General features: G+C 31.4%; 18 protein-coding genes. 2 read left to right on the top strand and 16 right to left on the bottom strand.

What is annotated here, in order from left to right; all coding sequences use genetic code 11:
- Position 1: 1 nt before the first annotated feature.
- From LN42_RS09900 to LN42_RS09870, 7 genes are all read right to left on the bottom strand, one after another.
- The gene (locus tag LN42_RS09900; protein ID WP_014297374.1) at positions 2-994 is read right to left on the bottom strand and encodes an ABC transporter ATP-binding protein; all 993 of its coding nucleotides are present in this window, start codon (positions 992-994) and stop codon (positions 2-4) included.
- Positions 991-1,953 (bottom strand): ABC transporter ATP-binding protein, encoded by a 963-nt coding sequence (locus tag LN42_RS09895; protein ID WP_041638620.1) that lies wholly within the window; start codon positions 1,951-1,953, stop codon positions 991-993. The genes LN42_RS09900 and LN42_RS09895 overlap by 4 nt, the downstream gene beginning before the upstream one ends.
- A gap of 3 nt (positions 1,954-1,956) precedes the next feature.
- Positions 1,957-2,829, bottom strand: coding sequence for an ABC transporter permease (locus LN42_RS09890; protein WP_014297372.1), 873 nt, complete (start codon positions 2,827-2,829; stop codon positions 1,957-1,959).
- A 9-nt stretch (positions 2,830-2,838) separates the two neighbouring features.
- A complete protein-coding gene (locus tag LN42_RS09885) occupies positions 2,839-3,846 on the bottom strand; it encodes an ABC transporter permease (RefSeq protein ID WP_014297371.1) in 1,008 nt (335 codons plus the stop codon).
- 53 nt (positions 3,847-3,899) lie between these two features.
- A complete protein-coding gene (locus LN42_RS09880) occupies positions 3,900-5,402 on the bottom strand; it encodes an ABC transporter substrate-binding protein (RefSeq protein ID WP_014297370.1) in 1,503 nt (500 codons plus the stop codon).
- A 153-nt stretch (positions 5,403-5,555) separates the two neighbouring features.
- Positions 5,556-6,386 (bottom strand): DUF4382 domain-containing protein, encoded by an 831-nt coding sequence (locus LN42_RS09875; protein ID WP_075780751.1) that lies wholly within the window; start codon positions 6,384-6,386, stop codon positions 5,556-5,558.
- A 73-nt stretch (positions 6,387-6,459) separates the two neighbouring features.
- Positions 6,460-7,605: an MFS transporter gene (locus LN42_RS09870; protein WP_014297368.1), complete on the bottom strand. Its 1,146-nt coding sequence runs from the start codon at positions 7,603-7,605 to the stop codon at positions 6,460-6,462.
- Positions 7,606-8,420: 815 nt separating this feature from the next.
- Between LN42_RS09870 and LN42_RS09865 the strand changes: the two genes are divergently transcribed.
- The gene (locus LN42_RS09865; protein WP_075780750.1) at positions 8,421-9,122 is read left to right on the top strand and encodes a class I SAM-dependent methyltransferase; all 702 of its coding nucleotides are present in this window, start codon (positions 8,421-8,423) and stop codon (positions 9,120-9,122) included.
- 17 nt (positions 9,123-9,139) lie between these two features.
- Here LN42_RS09865 and LN42_RS09860 read toward each other — a convergent pair whose 3' ends face one another.
- Both LN42_RS09860 and LN42_RS09855 read right to left on the bottom strand, forming a co-directional pair.
- Positions 9,140-11,068 carry an ABC transporter ATP-binding protein gene (locus tag LN42_RS09860; protein WP_014297366.1) on the bottom strand — a complete coding sequence of 643 codons (1,929 nt, stop codon included), beginning with the start codon at positions 11,066-11,068 and terminating at the stop codon, positions 9,140-9,142.
- A 1-nt stretch (position 11,069) separates the two neighbouring features.
- Positions 11,070-12,782 (bottom strand): ABC transporter ATP-binding protein, encoded by a 1,713-nt coding sequence (locus tag LN42_RS09855; RefSeq protein ID WP_255370598.1) that lies wholly within the window; start codon positions 12,780-12,782, stop codon positions 11,070-11,072.
- Between the two features lie 122 nt (positions 12,783-12,904).
- On the opposite strand from LN42_RS09855, the gene LN42_RS09850 reads away from it, so the two are divergent.
- Positions 12,905-13,642 (top strand): MBL fold metallo-hydrolase, encoded by a 738-nt coding sequence (locus LN42_RS09850; protein ID WP_014297364.1) that lies wholly within the window; start codon positions 12,905-12,907, stop codon positions 13,640-13,642.
- On the opposite strand, the gene LN42_RS09845 is transcribed toward LN42_RS09850, so the two are convergent.
- Genes LN42_RS09845 through LN42_RS09815 form a run of 7 tightly spaced genes read right to left on the bottom strand, consistent with a single transcriptional unit; the run spans position 13,625 to position 19,124 of the window.
- A complete protein-coding gene (locus LN42_RS09845; RefSeq protein ID WP_014297363.1) occupies positions 13,625-14,260 on the bottom strand; it encodes a hypothetical protein in 636 nt (211 codons plus the stop codon). The two genes, LN42_RS09850 and LN42_RS09845, sit on opposite strands and share 18 nt — an antisense overlap.
- Positions 14,257-15,633: a flagellar motor switch phosphatase FliY gene (fliY, locus tag LN42_RS09840; RefSeq protein WP_075780749.1), complete on the bottom strand. Its 1,377-nt coding sequence runs from the start codon at positions 15,631-15,633 to the stop codon at positions 14,257-14,259. The genes LN42_RS09845 and fliY overlap by 4 nt, the downstream gene beginning before the upstream one ends.
- A gap of 14 nt (positions 15,634-15,647) precedes the next feature.
- Positions 15,648-16,676 carry a flagellar motor switch protein FliM gene (fliM, locus tag LN42_RS09835; protein ID WP_014297361.1) on the bottom strand — a complete coding sequence of 343 codons (1,029 nt, stop codon included), beginning with the start codon at positions 16,674-16,676 and terminating at the stop codon, positions 15,648-15,650.
- Positions 16,677-16,699: 23 nt separating this feature from the next.
- Positions 16,700-17,248: a flagellar basal body-associated protein FliL gene (fliL, locus tag LN42_RS09830; RefSeq protein ID WP_014297360.1), complete on the bottom strand. Its 549-nt coding sequence runs from the start codon at positions 17,246-17,248 to the stop codon at positions 16,700-16,702.
- Between the two features lie 14 nt (positions 17,249-17,262).
- Positions 17,263-18,144 carry a flagellar motor protein MotB gene (locus LN42_RS09825; protein ID WP_075780748.1) on the bottom strand — a complete coding sequence of 294 codons (882 nt, stop codon included), beginning with the start codon at positions 18,142-18,144 and terminating at the stop codon, positions 17,263-17,265.
- Positions 18,145-18,149: 5 nt separating this feature from the next.
- Entirely contained in the window at positions 18,150-18,920 is a 771-nt protein-coding gene (locus tag LN42_RS09820) for a motility protein A (protein WP_014297359.1), read from the bottom strand.
- Complete coding sequence (locus LN42_RS09815; protein ID WP_014297358.1) at positions 18,921-19,124, bottom strand: flagellar FlbD family protein; 204 nt, start codon at positions 19,122-19,124, stop codon at positions 18,921-18,923.
- Positions 19,125-19,127 lie beyond the last annotated feature (3 nt).

Genomic DNA, 19,127 nt, shown 5'->3' with positions numbered 1-19,127 from the left:
ATTATTTTGCGTATAAATGACAGCTTACTTCATGTTGATCATCAATCTTTATTACTGGTGGTTCTTCTGTTCTACATTTTTCTGTTGCATATGGGCATCTTGGATGAAATCTACAACCTTTTGGCGGATTTACAGCATTTGGCACTTCACCTTTTGGTATAATCTTTTCTTTGTTTAATTTTGGATCTGGTTCTGGCACCGCTGAAATTAACGCTTTTGTGTAAGGATGCGCAGGATTTCTATAAATATCCTCAAATGTTCCTATCTCTACGATTTTTCCAAGATACATAACAGCAATCCTATCACAAATATATTTTGTAGTTGCTAAATCATGTGTAATGAATAAATATGTGAGATTAAATTCTTCTTTAAGATCTATCATTAATTTTAAAAGCTGTGATCTAACAGAAACATCAAGCATGGCAATTGCTTCATCTGCAACAACAAATTCAGGCTTTAATGCCAATGCCCTTGCAATAACAACTCTCTGTCTTTGACCACCTGATAAATCACGAGGATATCTGTCATAATATTCCTCAGCTGGCTTTAAATTAACCCTTTCCATTATATTATATACAATTTCTTTCTGTTCTTTATATGTTTTTCCTATTTTATGTATTTGCAATCCATGCCGTATTGCTTCACCTATTTTCATATACGGATTTAATGCTGCCATTGGATCCTGAAAAATTATCTGAATTTTTTTTCTGAATTTTCTTAATTCTTCCTGAGATAATGATGTGATATCAACACCATCTATTTTTATTATTCCATCTGTTGGATCGAGCAATCTTAAAACTAAACGCCCTGTGGTTGTTTTTCCAGAACCGGACTCACCAACTAATCCCAATGTCTCTCCTTTATTTATAACAAAAGAAATATCATCAACAGCCTTTACAAATTTCTGCGGTTTTCTCGTTATAACCTCTGATATAGACCGTTTTAATGGAAAATATTTTTTTAAATTCTTTACTTCTATTAATGGAGTACTCATGCTTTCACCTTCTCATATAACCAACATTTTACTCTTGTTCCATCAACTTCAAAATCTGGTGGAACTTCATTATGACATTTTTCTGTAGCATATGGACATCTATTTGCAAATCTGCATCCTTTTGGTGGTTTAACAAGATTCGGTAAATCTCCAGGAATATACCTTAATTCTCTATCATCAATGTTAGTATTTGGAATTGATTTTAATAATGCCTGTGTATATGGATGTTTAGGCTCATAATATATCTTTTCTGCTGTGGATAATTCAACAAGATGACCTGCATACATTACACCTATTCTATCTGCCAGTTCAGCAACAACACCTAAATCATGTGTAATAAGAATCATGGACATATTGTGTTCATCTTTAAGCTTTTTTAAAACTTCCATAATTTGAGCCTGAACAATAACATCCAGAGATGTTGTAGGTTCATCTGCTATAACAAGATCTGGTTTTAAGACCAAAGACAATGCAATCATAACCCTTTGTCGCATACCACCAGAAAACTGGAATGAATATTCATTCATTCTTACAGGATCTATACCAACCTCTTCAAGTATTTTTGCTGACATTTTAAATGCTTCATCTTCCGGAATCTTAGGATAATGCGCCTTTATAGTTTCCAAAAATAAATCTTTTACCTTCATAATTGGATTTAATGAAGTCATTGGATCCTGAAAGATCATGGATATATTTTTCCCTCTTATTTTTCTCATCTGACGTTCATTATATGGAGCTATATTTTCTCCTTTAAATAAAATTTCACCATCAATTCTGGCATTTTTAGGCAATATTTTCAGTAAAGATTTACCCAATGTGGATTTTCCACAACCAGATTCTCCAACTAATCCTACAGTTTCATTTTCTTTAATAGATAAATTTACATTTTGAACGGCACTTACCCAGCCATTTCTTACTTCATAATTTATATTGAGATTTTTTATTTGTAATATCACAATGCTTCACCTTCTCTCACGAATAGTAGGATTGAGATATTCATTTAATCCTTCACTAAATAATGAGAATCCCAAAACTATTGTAATAATTGCCATACCGGGATATAATATTCCCCACCATGCTCTTGATAATACAAATCTCTGTCCATTACTTAAATCATAACCCCAATCTGGTGTTGGTGGAGCAATTCCCAAACCCAAAAAACTCAATCCTGCTTCTGTCATTATTGCATCAGCAAGATTCATAGATAAAACAACTACAACAGATGGTAAAACATTAGGAAGTATATATTTAAACAATATTTCCCAATTTTTTGCTCCTAATGCTCTTGCTCCTTCTACATATAACTCATTTTTTATAGCTGTTACCTGATTCCTGATCACCCTATAATATGTTGGTGTATATACAACAGCTATGGATAACGCTATATTTATCATACCTGGTCCAAGCACTGCTGCTATTGCAATAGCAAGTATAAGTCCTGGAAATGAATATATTGCATCCATAATTAATGTTAAAACTCTGTCCAATGGCCCTCCTATATATCCTGATAATAACCCCAGAGGAATTCCAAATAATGATGCAAAACCAACAGAAATAAATGCTATGGATAATGCTATTCTTGCACCATATAATATTCTGCTGAATATATCTCTACCAAGATTATCTGTTCCAAATATAAATTGACTGTTTGGAGCGCTTAAAGCCCTTCCAACTCTTTGTATTGGATTATATGGAGCTAATTGAGGTGCAAAAATTGCCATTAAAATATAAAATATTAATATCATTGCACCTATAAATGTAATCCATCCTGTTCCACTTTTGAATAATTCCTTAAAAAAAGATGCTATTTTATGTGAATAAAATTCTTTATCCATATTATCACCTCAATATCTAACTCTTGGATCTATAAGTGCATTGATAATATCAACTATTATACTAATAATGACAACAAACAATGCAAAAAATGCTATTGTTCCCTGAATAGCAGGAAAATCTCTATACCTTATTTTCATTACCAGATAGCTTCCAAGTCCCGGCCATGAAAATGTTGTTTCTGTTAAAACAGCACCTGCTAATAATATAGCAAGCTGTAATCCCATAACTGTTAAAATAGGCACCATGGCATTTCTTAAAGCGTGTTTGTATAAAACCCTTCTCTGACTGATTCCTCTTGCTCTTGCCGCTGTTGAAAAATCCTGGGATAACATTAAAATTGTATTATTTCTAACCATTCTTAAAAATATACTTGAAATAACCAATCCTAACGTTATACCAGGCATTAATAAATGTTTTAATACATCTATTAATGCTTCCCAATTGCCTGTTATTATAGAATCTATTATAAAAAATCCTGTTTTGGTATCAAGAGATACTATTGGAGATAATCTACCGGCAACTGGTAACCATCTTAAGATCATTCCAAAATAATATTGCATCATTAAACCAAACCAGAAAACAGGAATGGCGTATATAAATACTGAATATACTCTTGCTGTAATATCTATAAATCCATCTCTATGTGCCGCCGCTTCACTTCCCCAGAATATACCTATTAACACTGCAATTAAAAAGGCAAATAAGGTTAACTCAACTGTTGCAGGAAATCTATCTTTTATTTCGTTCCATACCGGTCTTGAGGTTAATGTTGAAGTTCCTAAATCACCTCTCAATAATCCACCAAGATAATCAAAAAATTGTACTACAATGGGTTTATCAAGACCAAGTTCATGTCTTTTTTGATCAATTACGCTTTGGGGTGCTTTACCACCCATCATAGCCATAACTGGATCCCCCGGAATAATCCTCAAAACAAAAAAGATAACTGCAAGAAGTATAAAAATCATAGGTATTGCAAGTAATATTCTTGTAAGTATATAATCTTTTAAGGACAAAACTATCACCTCTCTAAAAACCCCGCCGCATGGCGGGGAGTTTTAATTAATGATTATTTTTTGTAGATTAAATAATATCTGAAGATCTGAGTTGGTTCAAGCAATACACCTTTTACATTCTTTTGTGATGCAACAACTGCTACTCCCTGCCATAATGGGATATTTGGAACATCAACAACAAGATGATTCTGTACCTGTTCATAAAGATCTGATCTTGTGTTTTGATCTACACAAACCCTTGCTGCTCTCATGAGATCTTCTGTTATTTTGCTTTCATAGAAACTACCCATTGATTTTGCACCGTTTATACTTAAGAATGGCCATAAGTAATCATCAGGATCAATATAATCTGGATACCAACCAAGTAAGAATAATCCCATTGCACCATTTAAGAAGTAATCAACATATGTTGACCATTCTGCATATTTAATATTTACCTTAATTATTCCTGTTTCTTCAAGAGCTTCTTTAAGAACCTGTGCAACATCTGCTTCTGTTGTACCATAATGTGTTGGTGAATACCATAAGTCTATTGTCAATGGTTTATCAAACCAATAACCAGCCTGCTGTAATAATCTCTTGGCTGCATTTAAATTTCTTTTTGGGAATATATCTTTATGACTCCACATTCCCATTGGAACCATTGAATATAATGGCTGTGCAAGTCCTACAAATACATCATCTACTAATCTTTCTCTATCAACAGCATACATTATAGCTTTTCTTACCAATGGATTATCAAATGGTTTTTGTTTTGTATTTAAAACAAGATATCTAATCTGTGGACTGCTACCTTTTAATACTGTGATATTTGGATTTGCTTCAAGATCACTAATATCCCTTGGATCAAGATGTCTAAATGCAATATCAATCTGTCCTGTTTCAAGAGCCAATCTTAATGTTGCTGCACTTTCATAGAATGTAATTATGATTTTATCTGTTTTTGGTGCTGGACCGTAATATTTGTCATTCTTTTCAAGAACAATTCTTACATCTCTAATCCATTCTGTTATCTTATATGGACCTGATGCTGATGGTGCTCCTTCATAGAATGAATTTTCTGGATACAATTTTGGATTTACCGGCCATGCTACTGTATATCCTAAAACTGATACAAATGCTGAGAATGGGTATTTTAATTTAATCTGGAATGTATAGTCATCAACAACCTTTGTGCTGTCAACTATATCTGTTAATAAGAATGCAGGATCACCATTTAATTTCATTGCCCTATCAATTGAGTATTTCATAACCTTTGCATCAATTGGTGTTCCATCTTCGAATTTTGCATCTTTTCTTAAATGGAATGTATAAGTAAGACTATCACTTGAAACTTCCCATTTTTCTGCAAGTGATGGAATAAGGTTTGAAGTATTCACTTCATAATCAACAAGACCTACCAATACATTTTGAAGAATGTTGCTTGAAAAATAATCATAACATTTTGCCGGATCAAGTGTTCTAATCTTATCAGTAGTTCCTACTACCACAACACTTTTAGCAAAAGTAAATACAACAAATAACGTAATCAAAACAAATAACAATACTTTCTTCATACTATCCCTCCCTTTAAAATATGATGAATTTAATCTTAAATAAAACAAATAGACATTTTTTGATAATATTATTATAACATAAAATAAAGAATATTTACAAGTTTTTATAAAAAAAATTTGCCCGCTTTTTAAAAAGCGGGCAAATTAAGTTTTTTACTGATTTGATATATCTATTTTTATATTTGTGATATCTTCACCGGATACGATTATTTTTTCTGTTGCATCTGGAGTGTATTCACTAAGGTCTTTAGTTACATCAATATTTGAATATACTTCTATTGTATAGTTACCGTCTTCATATTTCCCAAGACAGAATACACCATTATCATCTGTTAATGTTGCTCTTAAAATTGTGGAATCATCACTAATTGTTACAACAGCCATAGAAACTGGATCTGTTCCATTAACAACTTCTCCTTTTATTAAATAATGATTGTCTGCTAAACCTCTTCTATATGTTGGTTTTAATACAGGGGATAATAAAATTTCTGGAGAAGTTAAATTTCCTTGCACATGTAATGATCTTACAACATCAAAATCAAGAACTAATTCTCCACCTTCTCCAATTTCAATGTCAACATTTTGAATTTTTATCTCGTTGAGTTTTAATTCAACAGGGTATTCCTGATCATTAATTGTTACTGTTGCATCTTTTACTGTCAATGTTATCTGAGAAAGTACTGCGCTTGCCGGTAATTCTATTGAAAATAATGATGTTTCAGTGCCTGCTAATGATAAAATGTCATATGCCTTATTAATTTCAACTGGTGTTCCATCATAACTTGTTCCATTTATTGAATATTTATAACCAAAACTTTCAATATAAACGTCTAATTTATCAATGGTGTTTAAAGGCATATCTGTTAATAATACTTTTACCGTAGATGTTTCTTCTGTTTTTAATTCTTCCTGTGTATTTACACATCCCACCAACGCAAAACTTAATATAAGCAATGCCACTAAAAGATATGATACTTTTCTCATATCAATCCCTCCTTCTGAATAAAATTCTTTTCAATTCTACTATACACCTCAAACCTTAAAAAAACCTTAGAATTTATCTGGAGGGATATCTTAACCCAAAGAAAGTTATTATTGAATTTGCAAATAAAACAATGAAAGATATTGTAAATACCATATCATATGAATATTGAGAAGCTATATACCCAGCTGCAACAGGTGTAAAGATTTTTGAAAATAATTGAATTCCATTAAAAAGACCTTCATATCTACCAAAATTAACAGGTGCATATTCCTGTTTTAACGGTTCTTTCGACGAAATCCATAATACAAAACCTATACCCAATAACACATGTGAGAAATAAAATGGTATCCATCCTTTTACCAGTAACATAGCATAAAACAATGACATTATAAATGTTCCAATTACAATGGCATCTTCATTTTTTAATTTTATATATTTTTTCCACAAAACAGATGTCAATACTGTGAGAGAAAATGCAACCTCATAAGTTAACATAACCTTTGCATCAGCATTTAGTATATCTTTGATATAATATGATATGATTAAGTAACTTCCAAAACCGAAATTTGCAAAAAAGATTATCTGGTTTAAAAGGACTGTTATATATTTTTTTATATTGGGTTTATGAATTTCCATATGTTCTTCGTGTAAATCACTTCCGCTTTTTACAAAAGGAAGATATTTAACCATTAAAACAGCATATAATATATTTAACGCCGAAACAGATAAAAAGACATTTCTATAAAAATTAAGAGATGTTTTATCGTAATCCATAAAGAATATTATTGGAACAAATAATAAAACCTTTACAAATTCTGATATAAGAGGCAATAGAAAATAGAATTTTTCTCTTTTATTTGGTGGAACAATAGCCCTTTCATACATGCTAACAAGAGGCCAGAATATATCTATACTTCCAATAACTATTTGTGCAATTAAATATATATAAGAATTAAATGCAAAAGCGAGAATTATATTACCAATTGCAAATAGTAGTCTTCCAGCTGCAAGACCATAATTAGGAGATTTTTTTTCAAAAAAATGTCCAAGAGCAAAGGTGAGTATTGCCTGTATTCCATATACTACAGAGAATACTATACTTGCTTCATATACGTTCAGGCCTATTTTGCTCGCATACATTGGCGAAAGCAATATTGTTATAAATGAAAATGCTGGTATTGAGTTTATTATGAGATATTTTCTTAAATTTGAATCCACAGGTATCACCTCATAAAAATTAGTTTTCCGAATTATTATATATTAAAAATTATTAAAAATCAAGGATTTTTTTATTATTTTCCTGGAAATAATAATATGTATGTTCGTCCTTTTGTGTTGTTGATTGAGAAAAATAAAAACAATGAAGACCAAAAATTTCTTATTAAGAAAACATTCATAAAAAGGTTCATTCAGGCGGTGAAATTTCTTATTCCTCACTCCAATATTGCTTGCCGCCGCCGCTCAGACATCACCTCCTGTGCTGCTTCGCTAAAAATCACATCCATGTGATTTTTACGGCTCACGCAATATCTCCGTTCGGGAAATTTCAAGCCTTCATTCACCTTTTTATTCATGTTTTCTTTCGAGTATATAAATGAAAGTAGAAAAATAATATGAACGAAGACTAAGAATTTTCCGAAATGGAGATTATAGGACAGTTGGAAAAAATAAAAGTAAATGAAGAGATGTAAAAGAAAATAGAAATAATAATATGAGCGAAAACTTGAAAATTCCCAAGGAGAAACAATGATGATTGAAAAAAATAAAAGTGAATGAATACTCGCAGAGCACCCGAAAAAAACTGCGAATGAAGAGAGTCAAAAAAACAGGATGTTTTTTTGAGCGAAGCTTCCCCAGGGATGGGGAATCTGAGCGACTCCGCGGATATGAGCAGTTTTTGAGGATTAGTGCTCAAGTCGTATGAATGAACTTTTATTTTTTTCAATCTACAACAGAAAGGACGAACATGGACGTGAGTCTGCAACGGCCGTAAAAATGAAAATTTTTTCTAATTTCGCTATGGAGGGAATTATATGAATATAGATAGAAGATTAAAAAATTCTTATGAGAAACTGGCAAATCATTATGAGAAGGATGTAGATACTAAAAGTTTTAATGCTTATTATGAAAGACCTGCTATGACCAGATTAATTGGTAATGTGAATGGGTTGAAGATTCTCGATGCCGGTTGCGGTGCAGGTTATTATATGGAATTAATGATAAATAAAGGTGCAAAAGAGGTTGTTGGGATTGATTTTTCAGAAAATATGGTTGCTGCTGCGAAAAGAAGGATTAAAGATAACGGAAAAGTATTTCTTCATAATTTAAACGAAGATTTGCCTTTTGAAGATAATTATTTTGATTTAATAATCTCATCGCTTACTCTACATTATGTAAAGGATTTAAATAAGGTTTTCATGGAATTATCAAGGGTTTTGAAAAAAGATGGACATATTGTTATTTCTATACATCATCCTATGATGACTTACCTTTATTTTCAAATAGAAAATTATTTTGAAGAAGTTTTGCTGGAAGATAGGATTAATGGTATTCCTGTATTTTTTTATCATAGACCGCTTGAAATGATTATAAATGCTTTTGCTAAAAATAATTTATTTATTGAAAGAATTATTGAACCAAAACCCATAAAAAAATTCATGGAACAGGATGAAAAGAATTATAAAAAACTTATGAAAAAACCACAATTTATCCTTATTAAAGGAATAAAAAAATAGCCAGCTAAATTGCTGGCTTAATTTGTTTCGTACTGTAATCTATAAAGGTCATAATATATGCCTCTTTTTTCCATTAAATCATTATGTGTTCCTTCTTCAACTACTCTTCCTTTATGGACAACAAGTATTCTATTGGCTGTTTTTATTGTGGATAATCTATGCGCAATGGATAATATTGTAACTTTTCCTATGAGATTTTCCATGGCTTTTTGTATTAAATATTCCGTTTCAACGTCTATATTAGCTGTTGCTTCGTCTAAGATAATTATTTTTGATTTGAATATTACTGCTCTTGCAAGTGCTATTAATTGTCTTTCACCTGCTGATAATGTGCTACCTCTTTCAAGTATTTTTGTATAGTATTTATCCGGAAATTTTTCTATCATTTCATGAGCATGTACCTGTTTCGCTGCATTTATTACTTCTTCCTCACTAATACTTTCATCGAACATTCGTATGTTATCAAGTATTGTTCCTGTAAATAAAAATACATCCTGTGGAACAACAGCTATTTGCCTTCTTAATGCCTTTATATCGTAATCTTCAAGTTTTGTATTTCCTATGAATATATCTCCCATTTGCGGTCTGTATAGGCCATTTATTAATTTTATAATTGTTGTTTTTCCTGAACCTGTTTCACCAACTATTGCTATATTTTCATGTTCTTCAATTTCAAATGAAACATTTTTAAGTATATAATTGTCCTTTTCATATGCAAATGAGACATTGTGAAATTTTATACTGGCTTTATCAATCTCTTTTTTTAAACCTTTGCCATAATCCTCTTCTTCAAGTTCATTTAATTTGAATATTTTTTCTGCTGATGCAAATGCATTTTGCATAATATCGTATTTTTCTGCAATATCAAATAAAGGTCTAAAGAACATATCTATATATGAGGTAAATGCCACAAGAACACCAAATGAAACGAGATTTTGTTTAAATAATCCTGCACCAAACCAGAATAATAAAGATATGGTTATATAATACATAACGTTCATAAATGGTCTGAATAATCCGTTTAATATTATTTGCTGCATTCTTGCCTTATATAGTTTATGGCTTAAATCATAAAATTCCTTTCTTTTTCTTTCTTCCTGATTAAAGGCCTTGGTTACTGCTGCACCAGAAATATTTTCTGCAAGGAATGAGTTTGTAGCTGAAATCCTCGTTCTTGCTTTTACATATATCTTTTTATCCAGAACACCAAAAATCCATGTAACCAAAATTATAGCTGGAAACATTATGGTTACATATAAAGATAATCTAACATTCATTTTAAACATTACTATTATTACACCAATTATTATTGCAACGTCTTTTGTTAAACTGGTAAGAACGTCTGTGAAAAATTGCGATAGATTTTGAGTATCGTTTACAGTTCTAGTTGTTATTTTTCCTGTTGGATTTTTTGTAAAGAAGTCAAGAGGAACATGTAGCATATGTATATAGAGTTTTTCCCTGATATCATATATTACCTTTTGCCCCAGCAAATTGGAAAATATTACCTGCCCGTAATTAAAAAGGAATTGAAAAAAGAAAAGGGTTATTATTATTATAGAATATTTGGAAATTTCACTTAATGCACCTGTTTTAACGTTTTTTACAAATTCATCTTTAACGGGTATCTTTTCATTTGTTTTATCGTTTATCATGTAATATGAATCATTTTCATGTTTTAAAACATATTCACCGTTTGGTGTGCTTTTAAATGTATCATCGACTTTTTCAAATTTATATGCAGCATTTATAACATTATCAATTACATATCTCATTATTGTTGGTATGGTTAAATCAACTACTGTAGAGGCAACAAGAAAGATTAACGCAGCTATAAGTATTGCATAATATTTTCTTATATATTGCCATAAATCTTTGAATATCTTTCTATTTGAATAACTTCTTTGCTGTTCTTCTTTTAATATATCTGTATGAGCTGTTCGCATATTATTCCTCCTCTAACTTTTCTTCAATGAGCTGTTTCATATACATACCATAATATACGCCTTCAAGTGCCATTAATTCCTGATGAGTTCCTGATTCAATTATTTCACCATCATCAAATACAAATATTTTATCTGCGTTTCGAACAGCTTTTAGTCTATGGGATATAACTATCATTGTTTTGTTAATTACATTATTTCTTAAATTGTTTATTATTGCTTCTTCTGTTTCTGTATCAACAGCAGAAAGACAATCGTCCAGAATTATAAAGGAGGCATCTTTAGCCAATGCTCTTGCAATACTTACCCTTTGTTTCTGACCGCCGGATAATGTTACTCCTCTTTCGCCAACAAGCGTTTTATATTTTTCAGGTAATTCAAGTATATCTTCATGAACATTAGCTATTTTTGCAAATTCCGGCGCTTTTTCTACCTGTTCAGGATGGGCAAAACTTATATTATCTTCTATTGGCATTGAAAATAAAAATGATTCCTGAGGAACATATGCGATATTATCTCTTATTACCTTAGAATGTAATTTGTTAATGTCTATACCATCAATAAATATTTTCCCGTCTTCCACAGGATAGAATTTTAAAAGCAGTTTAGCTATTGTGGATTTTCCAGAACCTATCTTTCCAACAAAAGCTACCATTTCTCCCGGTTCTATATTCATATTTATATTTTTTAAGACTATTTTATCTGTTCCTGGATATTTAAAGTTTAAATTCTTTATTTCAATTTTCCCTTTAAATTTATAATTTTCATCTATTTTTTCTGGTTCAGGAACATTTGATTTTGATTTCATTATTTCCATTAATCGCTGGTAGGAAGCTTTACCTCTTTGTAATACATTTACTACCCATCCTATTGCCATCATAGGCCATACTAACATACCAATATATGAGTAAAACATTATTAACTGTCCAAATGTAATTTCTTCATTTATTACCATTTTCCCACCAAGATATATGGCAATTACACCAGACATTGAAGCTAAAAACTGAATTAATGGAAACATTAATCCCCATGTTTTTATTAAGCTCATCTGGGCATCATAGTATTTTTGAGATCTGTCATTAAATCTTTTTAACATTGTTTTTTCAAGAGAAAATACCTTTACAACATGAATACCCGCATAACTTTCTTCTGTATGGTCTGATAAATCAGAAATTGTTTTTTGTAAATGTTTAAATAATTTTCTTATTGTTTTTCCAAAGAATAGTGTAATTAAACCTATTATTGGCAATGGCAATAATGAATATATTGTAAGCTTTAAATTGACAAAGTTTATCATTGCATATATGGTTATAGAAGACATAAATAATGTGTCTATCATCATTACTATTGACGGCCCCATTGCCATTCTTACAGAATTTAAATCTTCTGTAAATCTGGTCATTAAATCTCCTGTTCTCCATTTGTCATAAAAGTCATATGACTGGTCCAATATATGACCAAACATTTTGTTTGCTGTTTTGAATTCAAATAATCTTGAAGTTCCAAATATAAAAAATCTCCATATAAATCTTCCTATCATTATTGAAACAGCAAGTGTAAGCATTGAAATAATATAGGTTTTAATGACATTCATATTTTCAATATTTTTCAGGTTGTCAATTATTCCACCTATTTTTTTAGGAATAAATATTTGAAAATAATCAATCATCAATAAAAAAATTATCCCTATTAAATAACGCCACCAATTTTTTTTCACAAATTCTTTGATTATAATATTCACCCCCTATTGTTTGTCTTACAAACAATTCTAACATTTTTAAGGAAAAAAATCAATATATAAAGAACTATTAAATGAAAATGATTAAGGAGGAGTCTATAATGCTGGAGGTAATTAATAATAAGGTTCTGGTGTTCTGGTTTGAAAATATGGCAAGTAATGTTACAGCTGTAGAATTAAATGAAGAGGTAATTTTAATCGATTCTTCACTTTATCCTGAAAAGTTAGAAAAAATTATAGAGTTAGTTGAATTGAGAACTAAAAAGAAGGTAAAAAAGGTATTTTTAACCCATTATCATCCTGATCATTCATTTGGAGCAATTTTTTATGGAAAATTAGAAATAATCCTATCAGAAAAGACTATGATAAAACTTTTTGATTATGACAATGAAATTCTTGAAAAAATTTCAAAGGAATCTGAATACGATTTTTCTGATTTACAGAAAAAACTTGCTAAATGCAAATTTAATATTTTCAGAAATGATACTTTAAATACCTCTTCAAAATCTGTAATTAGTGGTATTTCATTGGGAGGTCATACTGCAGATTCCACTATTTATAAGATTTATCCGGATAATATTCTTATTGCGGGGGATTTAATTGTTTCAGGAACCCATTCTGAACTTGATGATGGCAATATTGATAACTGGATAAAGATTTTAAATGAATTTAAATCACAGGATATAAATAAAATAATTCCCGGTCATGGAAAACCGGGAGGAAAAGAACTTATTGATTTTCAACTTGATTATCTTAATACATTTAAATCAGGTAATGTTGAAGAATTATTGAAAAAATTCAAAAAACTTAAATATCCTGAATTACTCAACAGAGAATGATAATAATTTTTCTTTTATGAAATCTGTATTCATAGGTGAGAAGTTGAAATATACTTCCACCTTTTTTTTATTATTTGAATTATAAAATTCCATCTTTTCAGCATAATATGTGTTATAAATTTTTTTCATATATATTTTTAACTGTGTATAATCAACACGCATTAATCTGAGAAGATTTTTTGTTTTAGGATAAAAATAATATATATTATAATTATCTGTCTCTATTTTTTTTATTATAAATTTTTCAGGTGTATAAGAAACAGAAAGCACTTTTATAAAATTAATAAATACTTTCAGGTTTTGTTTTATATTATCATAACTATCAGCCGGTTTACCGTTTAATTCTGTATAAAATTTATCTTTATGATAATCATAATAATAGCCTATTCCGGATAGTATTTCCGGTTCATGAATTTCAAAATAATAATATTTATAATTATCCACATATAAATCAAGAAAAATTGAGGTAGGTGTTGCATCTACCTCAAATTTCATTTTTATTGTAACTTTAAATTGCTGCAATTTTGAATATTCTGAAAATTCATCGTATATATTATCAGAAAACGATATTATAGAAATTATTATTATCAGAATTAAAAAGATGCTTTTTCTCATCATTTTAACGCTCTCAACCTTTCTTCTAAAGATACTATTTCTGTGATTCTAACACCAAAGTTTTCATCTATAACAACAACCTCTCCACGTGCAATTAATCTGCCATTTACATATATATCTACAGGTTCACCGGCTAATTTATCCAATTGAATCATTGATCCCTGATGGAAATTAAGAATATCTCTCAATGAATATTTCCTTCGACCAAGTTCAACAGATACATTTAATGGTACATCAAATAATAATTGTAATTTTTCATAGTCTATCTCTTCTGTTGGTTCAACTGTTTTTCCTGAAATATTCCCAAATGTTTTTGGTTGTACATTAACCTGTTGTTCCGGCGGGATATATCCCATTGGTTGTTGCATCGGCATTTGTTGTGGATATTGAGGATACATCATTGGCTGTTGCATTGGCATTTGTTGTTGTGGATATTGAGGATACATTGGTTGTTGCATCGGCATTTGTTGTTGTGGCATCATTGGTTGTTGCATTGGCATCTGTTGTTGCGGCATTGGTTGCTGCATCGGCATCTGTTGCTGCATTGGCATTTGTTGTTGCATTGGTTGTTGAGCTGGCATTTGAGCCGGAGCTCCTGCAGCCTGTTGTGCCTGTGCATTTTCTTCAAGATCAACCTGTTGTGCTGCAAGAACTTTTTCTTTTATATCATGTGCTATATCTATTGGAACAAATTGCCACATTTCCCCATCTTTCATTCCCTGAATCTTTAATATAAATTTAACAGCTATTATTGTATCTGCTGTTCCCTCAAAATCAGGTGGAAAGGTTAAATTGGGATCATCAAAATCCAGAACCTCTACCTGAGGTGGCGTTATATCAACTTTCGTTTGCAAAAAATCCGAAAGCGATGTAGCCGCTGCACCCATCATCTGGTTTATTGCTTCTGCTAATGCGCTTATTGATATTTCATCAAATGTTTCCGGTACATTTTCACCTGTACCACCCATCATTAAGTCTGCAATAATGGAGGAGATTTCAGCAGGGAATAAAAAGAAATTTGTACCCCGTAATCCATCTTTATAGTTTATGGATATCATTAAATATTTCCCACTAAATTGATTTTTTAATTCAGACTTTAATAATTTAAGCGGTGTTGGACTTGATATATCAACCTTTCTTTTTAATAAGGTTGATAATGTTGTTGCTCCAGCACCCATTGCAATATTTCCAACTTCTCCAACAAGGTCTAATAACACATCATCAACCTGTGCATTTTCACTTGAAGTAGTTGGTCCACTTGCTGATGCTGAAGCTGAACTTCCAGAATCAGCTGTATTTCCAGAACTATTTTCTTCCTGAGTTAATCCCTGTAAGAGCGCGTCTAACTCCTCTTGAGATAAAAATTCATCAGACATTTGTTACACCTCCATTATTGCAAACTCTCCAGATATCTTTCCACAAGCACTTTTTCAAGCAATTCAGGATCTTCTTTTTCTATTTTTATAGCATAATGTCCTTTATGTGTTCCAGGAGTTCCCTTGAATACAGGTGTATCCTGAATGGTTACATCAATTGGTTCATCATTAAATGAATCAAGTCTTATAACATCACCTATGTCTATATTTAAAAATTCACCCAACTGAAGCGTTGTTTTTCCCAATACAGCTTTAACATCTGCTTTAGCCATTAACACGGAATTTTTTAATTTTTCCATTTGTTTTGGTGATGTTTTTATATCTGGAGACCATAATCTTGTGGTCAATTTTTCATTTATTGGTTCTAATAACGAAGAAGGCCAACATACATTTATAAATCCCTGTATATCTCTGAAATTTATTGATAATGTAATTAACACTGTCATTTCGTTTGGAGCCGCAATTTGAACAAATTGCGGATTAAACTCTGTTTTTTCCAGAATAGTGTCAAATGGCACTATTGTGGCCCATGCCTTACTTAATGCTTTTATTAAAGATAATCCCTCTTTTCTTAAAATTGCAAGTTCTAATTCAGTAGGGGTTCTTAATGTTTCGAGAGGAATTCCAGGTCCTCCCAATAATTTATCGACTAAAACATAACCAATATCAAGCCCCATCTGAAATACTGCACTTCCTGGCAATATATCTGTTGAGAATACAGATATAAATGTTGGACTTGTTAGAGATTGCTGAAATTCACTAAATGTAATCTGGTCTACACTGGCAAAGGTAACATTTACATATGATCTTGCTCTTGAAGATAAATATGTTGAAACATCCCTTGCATAGTTTTCATGTATTAATTGCAATGTCCTTAGCTGTTCCTTGGAAAATTTCATTGGCCTTCGGAAGTTATACTCCCGAATATTGGCCATTATATCTTCTTCTTCATTTACATTTGAGACAGCTAAAGAACCCGCCTCCATCGCCTGCAATAACGCATCTATTTCCTCTTGTGACAACGTTTCATTTTCTGGAGGCATACTTTCACCACCTTTTTAATAAACTAATAGGCTGAAGTTATAACAACTATATCAATAATAACCTGTATCACTCCATATTTCTCTTTTTCTCCAACAAATCCTGTAATTTCATTTACAGCATTTTTTATCTGATTCTTTAAAATCTCTCTTCCTTCAACCGTAGTTAAATCTTCACGTGTTTTGGTAATAAAGATAAGGCCTATCGCTTCTAAAATTTCAACATTGTATTGGGCTACTGCCTCTCTACATTCATCACTTCCAACCTTTAATTGAAGTGCATTTACTATTGCTATTTCATTTCCACCTTTTAACATAAATTGTCTTTGATTACCAGGCCTTATTATTTCAGCTAATCCAACCTGTACAGCCTTTTCTTCAACTCCCTGAGCCTGCTGTTGTGCCTGTTGTTGTGCCTGCTGAGCAATATTCTTACCAAGCATATTTATTAAAACAAAAGCACCACCAACAGATAAAGCCACTGAAACAACTATTGCAATAATTAAAAGCAATATTATATTGGGACCTTTTTTACCACCCTGTTGCTCTTCTTCCTGGATTTCTTCTTCAGGCACTTAAATCACCTCTCTTATCTCAAGCGCTGTCTTAAAATCAATAAATCAATTCTTCTGTATAGATGTCTTAGTCTATCAAGATCATTTTTGTATTTTTCATCTAATTCTTTTTCTTTTGTTTTCAAGGTTGCAATATCTATTATACCTTTTTCAAATTCCTCTTTTAATTTCATCTTTTCTGCTTCGGTGTTTGATTTTAATTTTTGTATATCTTTTAATATGTCTTTATCTCCTTCTGAGATTGGATAGAATCTTTCAGGATTATAGTAATAATCAGGATCAAATTTCCCGGCTTTTACTTCTGCCAATCTTTCAAGTGTTCTTTTCTTTTTCATTTCTTCTGTAAAGAATTTTGCCACACTTGCTGCACGCGCGGCTCCTAAATGCCAGTTTGATGGATATATTAATTGTTCTTCTGGCGGTCTGTCATCTGTAAATCCATATATTTCTATTGCATTGTTTGAATGTTCTATTAGAATTATACCCAATTTATATAACAACTCTTTTGCATCTTTGGTTAATTGAGCGCTACCAGGCTCGAAAAATGCCATGTCCTGCATTTTTATTATTGTTCCTTTGTCATTTTCTTCTATTGTTATTCTTCCTTTATACTTTGGATTGTCCTGTAGTCTGAAAAGTTCAACTCTAATTCCAGGATTTGATGTAATTAAGCTTTCTTCTGATAGACTTTTTCCACCCGTCAAAACACTTGGTGGCGTTCCGCTAAAGGGACTTCTAAAACTTACTGCTGCCTGCTGGAATTTACCGGGTGAAATTGTTGCCATGGAGAACAACATAACAAAGAATGTCATAAGCAACGAATTTAAATCACTGAATGTTGCCAGCCAACCAGGTGGTGGTGGTGGCCCTTCATCTTTTTTACATTTATCTGCCATTTATATCACCCTTCTTTTTCTGATTCATATTTTTTCTTTTCATCAGGGCTTAAAAATGCTTTTAGTTTTTCTTCCATTAATCTTGGGTTTTCACCTGAAACTATTGATAATATTCCTTCAGTTATCATCCTTAAAAGATTTACCTGTATTGATGTTCTTCTTCCTATTTTTTCTGCTATTGGCAAAGAGAATATATTTGCAACAAGAGCACCGTATAATGTTGTAATAAGAGCAATAGCCATTTTAGGACCTATAGTAGATGGATCGTTCAAACTACCAAGCATCAAAACGAGACCTATCAGCGTTCCAATCATTCCGTATGCTGGAGCTAATGTACCCCATGTGTTTAGGATACCCGACCATTTACTTTGTTCCGCTTCAAATAACTCCATTTTTATTTCAAGGATTTTCCTTATTTCTTCTGGATCAGTACCATCAACTGCAGCCCTTAAACCTTCTTTCATAAATTCGTTATCAAGGCCTTCAAGATCTGCTTCAAGGGATATTAAACCTTCTCTTCTTGCTTTTTCTGCAAATGAATATAATGTTTTTAAAATTTCGACCATATCCATTTTTGGTTCTTTTATTCCCATCATTATTGCACTAACTATTTTAAAGGAGATATCTTTTGGCGCGGCAATCATCATACCCCCAATAGAACCAATAACTGTAATAAAGAAGGAGTTTGTATCCCATAATTGTCCTAATCCTGATCCACCACCAATTAATATAGCAACAAAAGCCAAACCCAATCCTATTAAACTTGAGAGATCCATCTAATCACCCCTTGAGTATGTCCCGGAAAATATCCTGCTTTTAAAGTTTATTATTTCTTCTATTATTTTTTTTACATCTTCTTTTACTATATAGATATGACCATTGTTTAAAATTATTGTTGTATCTGGACGGGACTCTATCTTTTCTATCATATCAGGATTTATATAAAACTCTTTACCTCCAAGATTAGTTACTTTTATCAATTA

Origin of the sequence: Marinitoga sp. 1137 (assembly GCF_001941525.1) — a bacterium.
GTDB lineage: Bacteria > Thermotogota > Thermotogae > Petrotogales > Petrotogaceae > Marinitoga > Marinitoga piezophila.
Note: the sequence above shows the minus strand (reverse complement) of the source record. Positions and strands in the feature narration are given on the sequence as shown.

Coding starts and splice junctions, on each gene's coding strand:
- LN42_RS09900 (WP_014297374.1), bottom strand. CDS start 994: ATGAGTACTCCATTAATAGAAGTAAAGAATTTAAAAAAATATTTTCCA.
- LN42_RS09890 (WP_014297372.1), bottom strand. CDS start 2,829: ATGGATAAAGAATTTTATTCACATAAAATAGCATCTTTTTTTAAGGAA.
- LN42_RS09880 (WP_014297370.1), bottom strand. CDS start 5,402: ATGAAGAAAGTATTGTTATTTGTTTTGATTACGTTATTTGTTGTATTT.
- LN42_RS09875 (WP_075780751.1), bottom strand. CDS start 6,386: ATGAGAAAAGTATCATATCTTTTAGTGGCATTGCTTATATTAAGTTTT.
- LN42_RS09865 (WP_075780750.1), top strand. CDS start 8,421: ATGAATATAGATAGAAGATTAAAAAATTCTTATGAGAAACTGGCAAAT.
- LN42_RS09860 (WP_014297366.1), bottom strand. CDS start 11,068: ATGCGAACAGCTCATACAGATATATTAAAAGAAGAACAGCAAAGAAGT.
- LN42_RS09850 (WP_014297364.1), top strand. CDS start 12,905: ATGCTGGAGGTAATTAATAATAAGGTTCTGGTGTTCTGGTTTGAAAAT.
- LN42_RS09845 (WP_014297363.1), bottom strand. CDS start 14,260: ATGATGAGAAAAAGCATCTTTTTAATTCTGATAATAATAATTTCTATA.
- fliY (WP_075780749.1), bottom strand. CDS start 15,633: ATGTCTGATGAATTTTTATCTCAAGAGGAGTTAGACGCGCTCTTACAG.
- fliM (WP_014297361.1), bottom strand. CDS start 16,676: ATGCCTCCAGAAAATGAAACGTTGTCACAAGAGGAAATAGATGCGTTA.
- LN42_RS09825 (WP_075780748.1), bottom strand. CDS start 18,144: ATGGCAGATAAATGTAAAAAAGATGAAGGGCCACCACCACCACCTGGT.
- LN42_RS09820 (WP_014297359.1), bottom strand. CDS start 18,920: ATGGATCTCTCAAGTTTAATAGGATTGGGTTTGGCTTTTGTTGCTATA.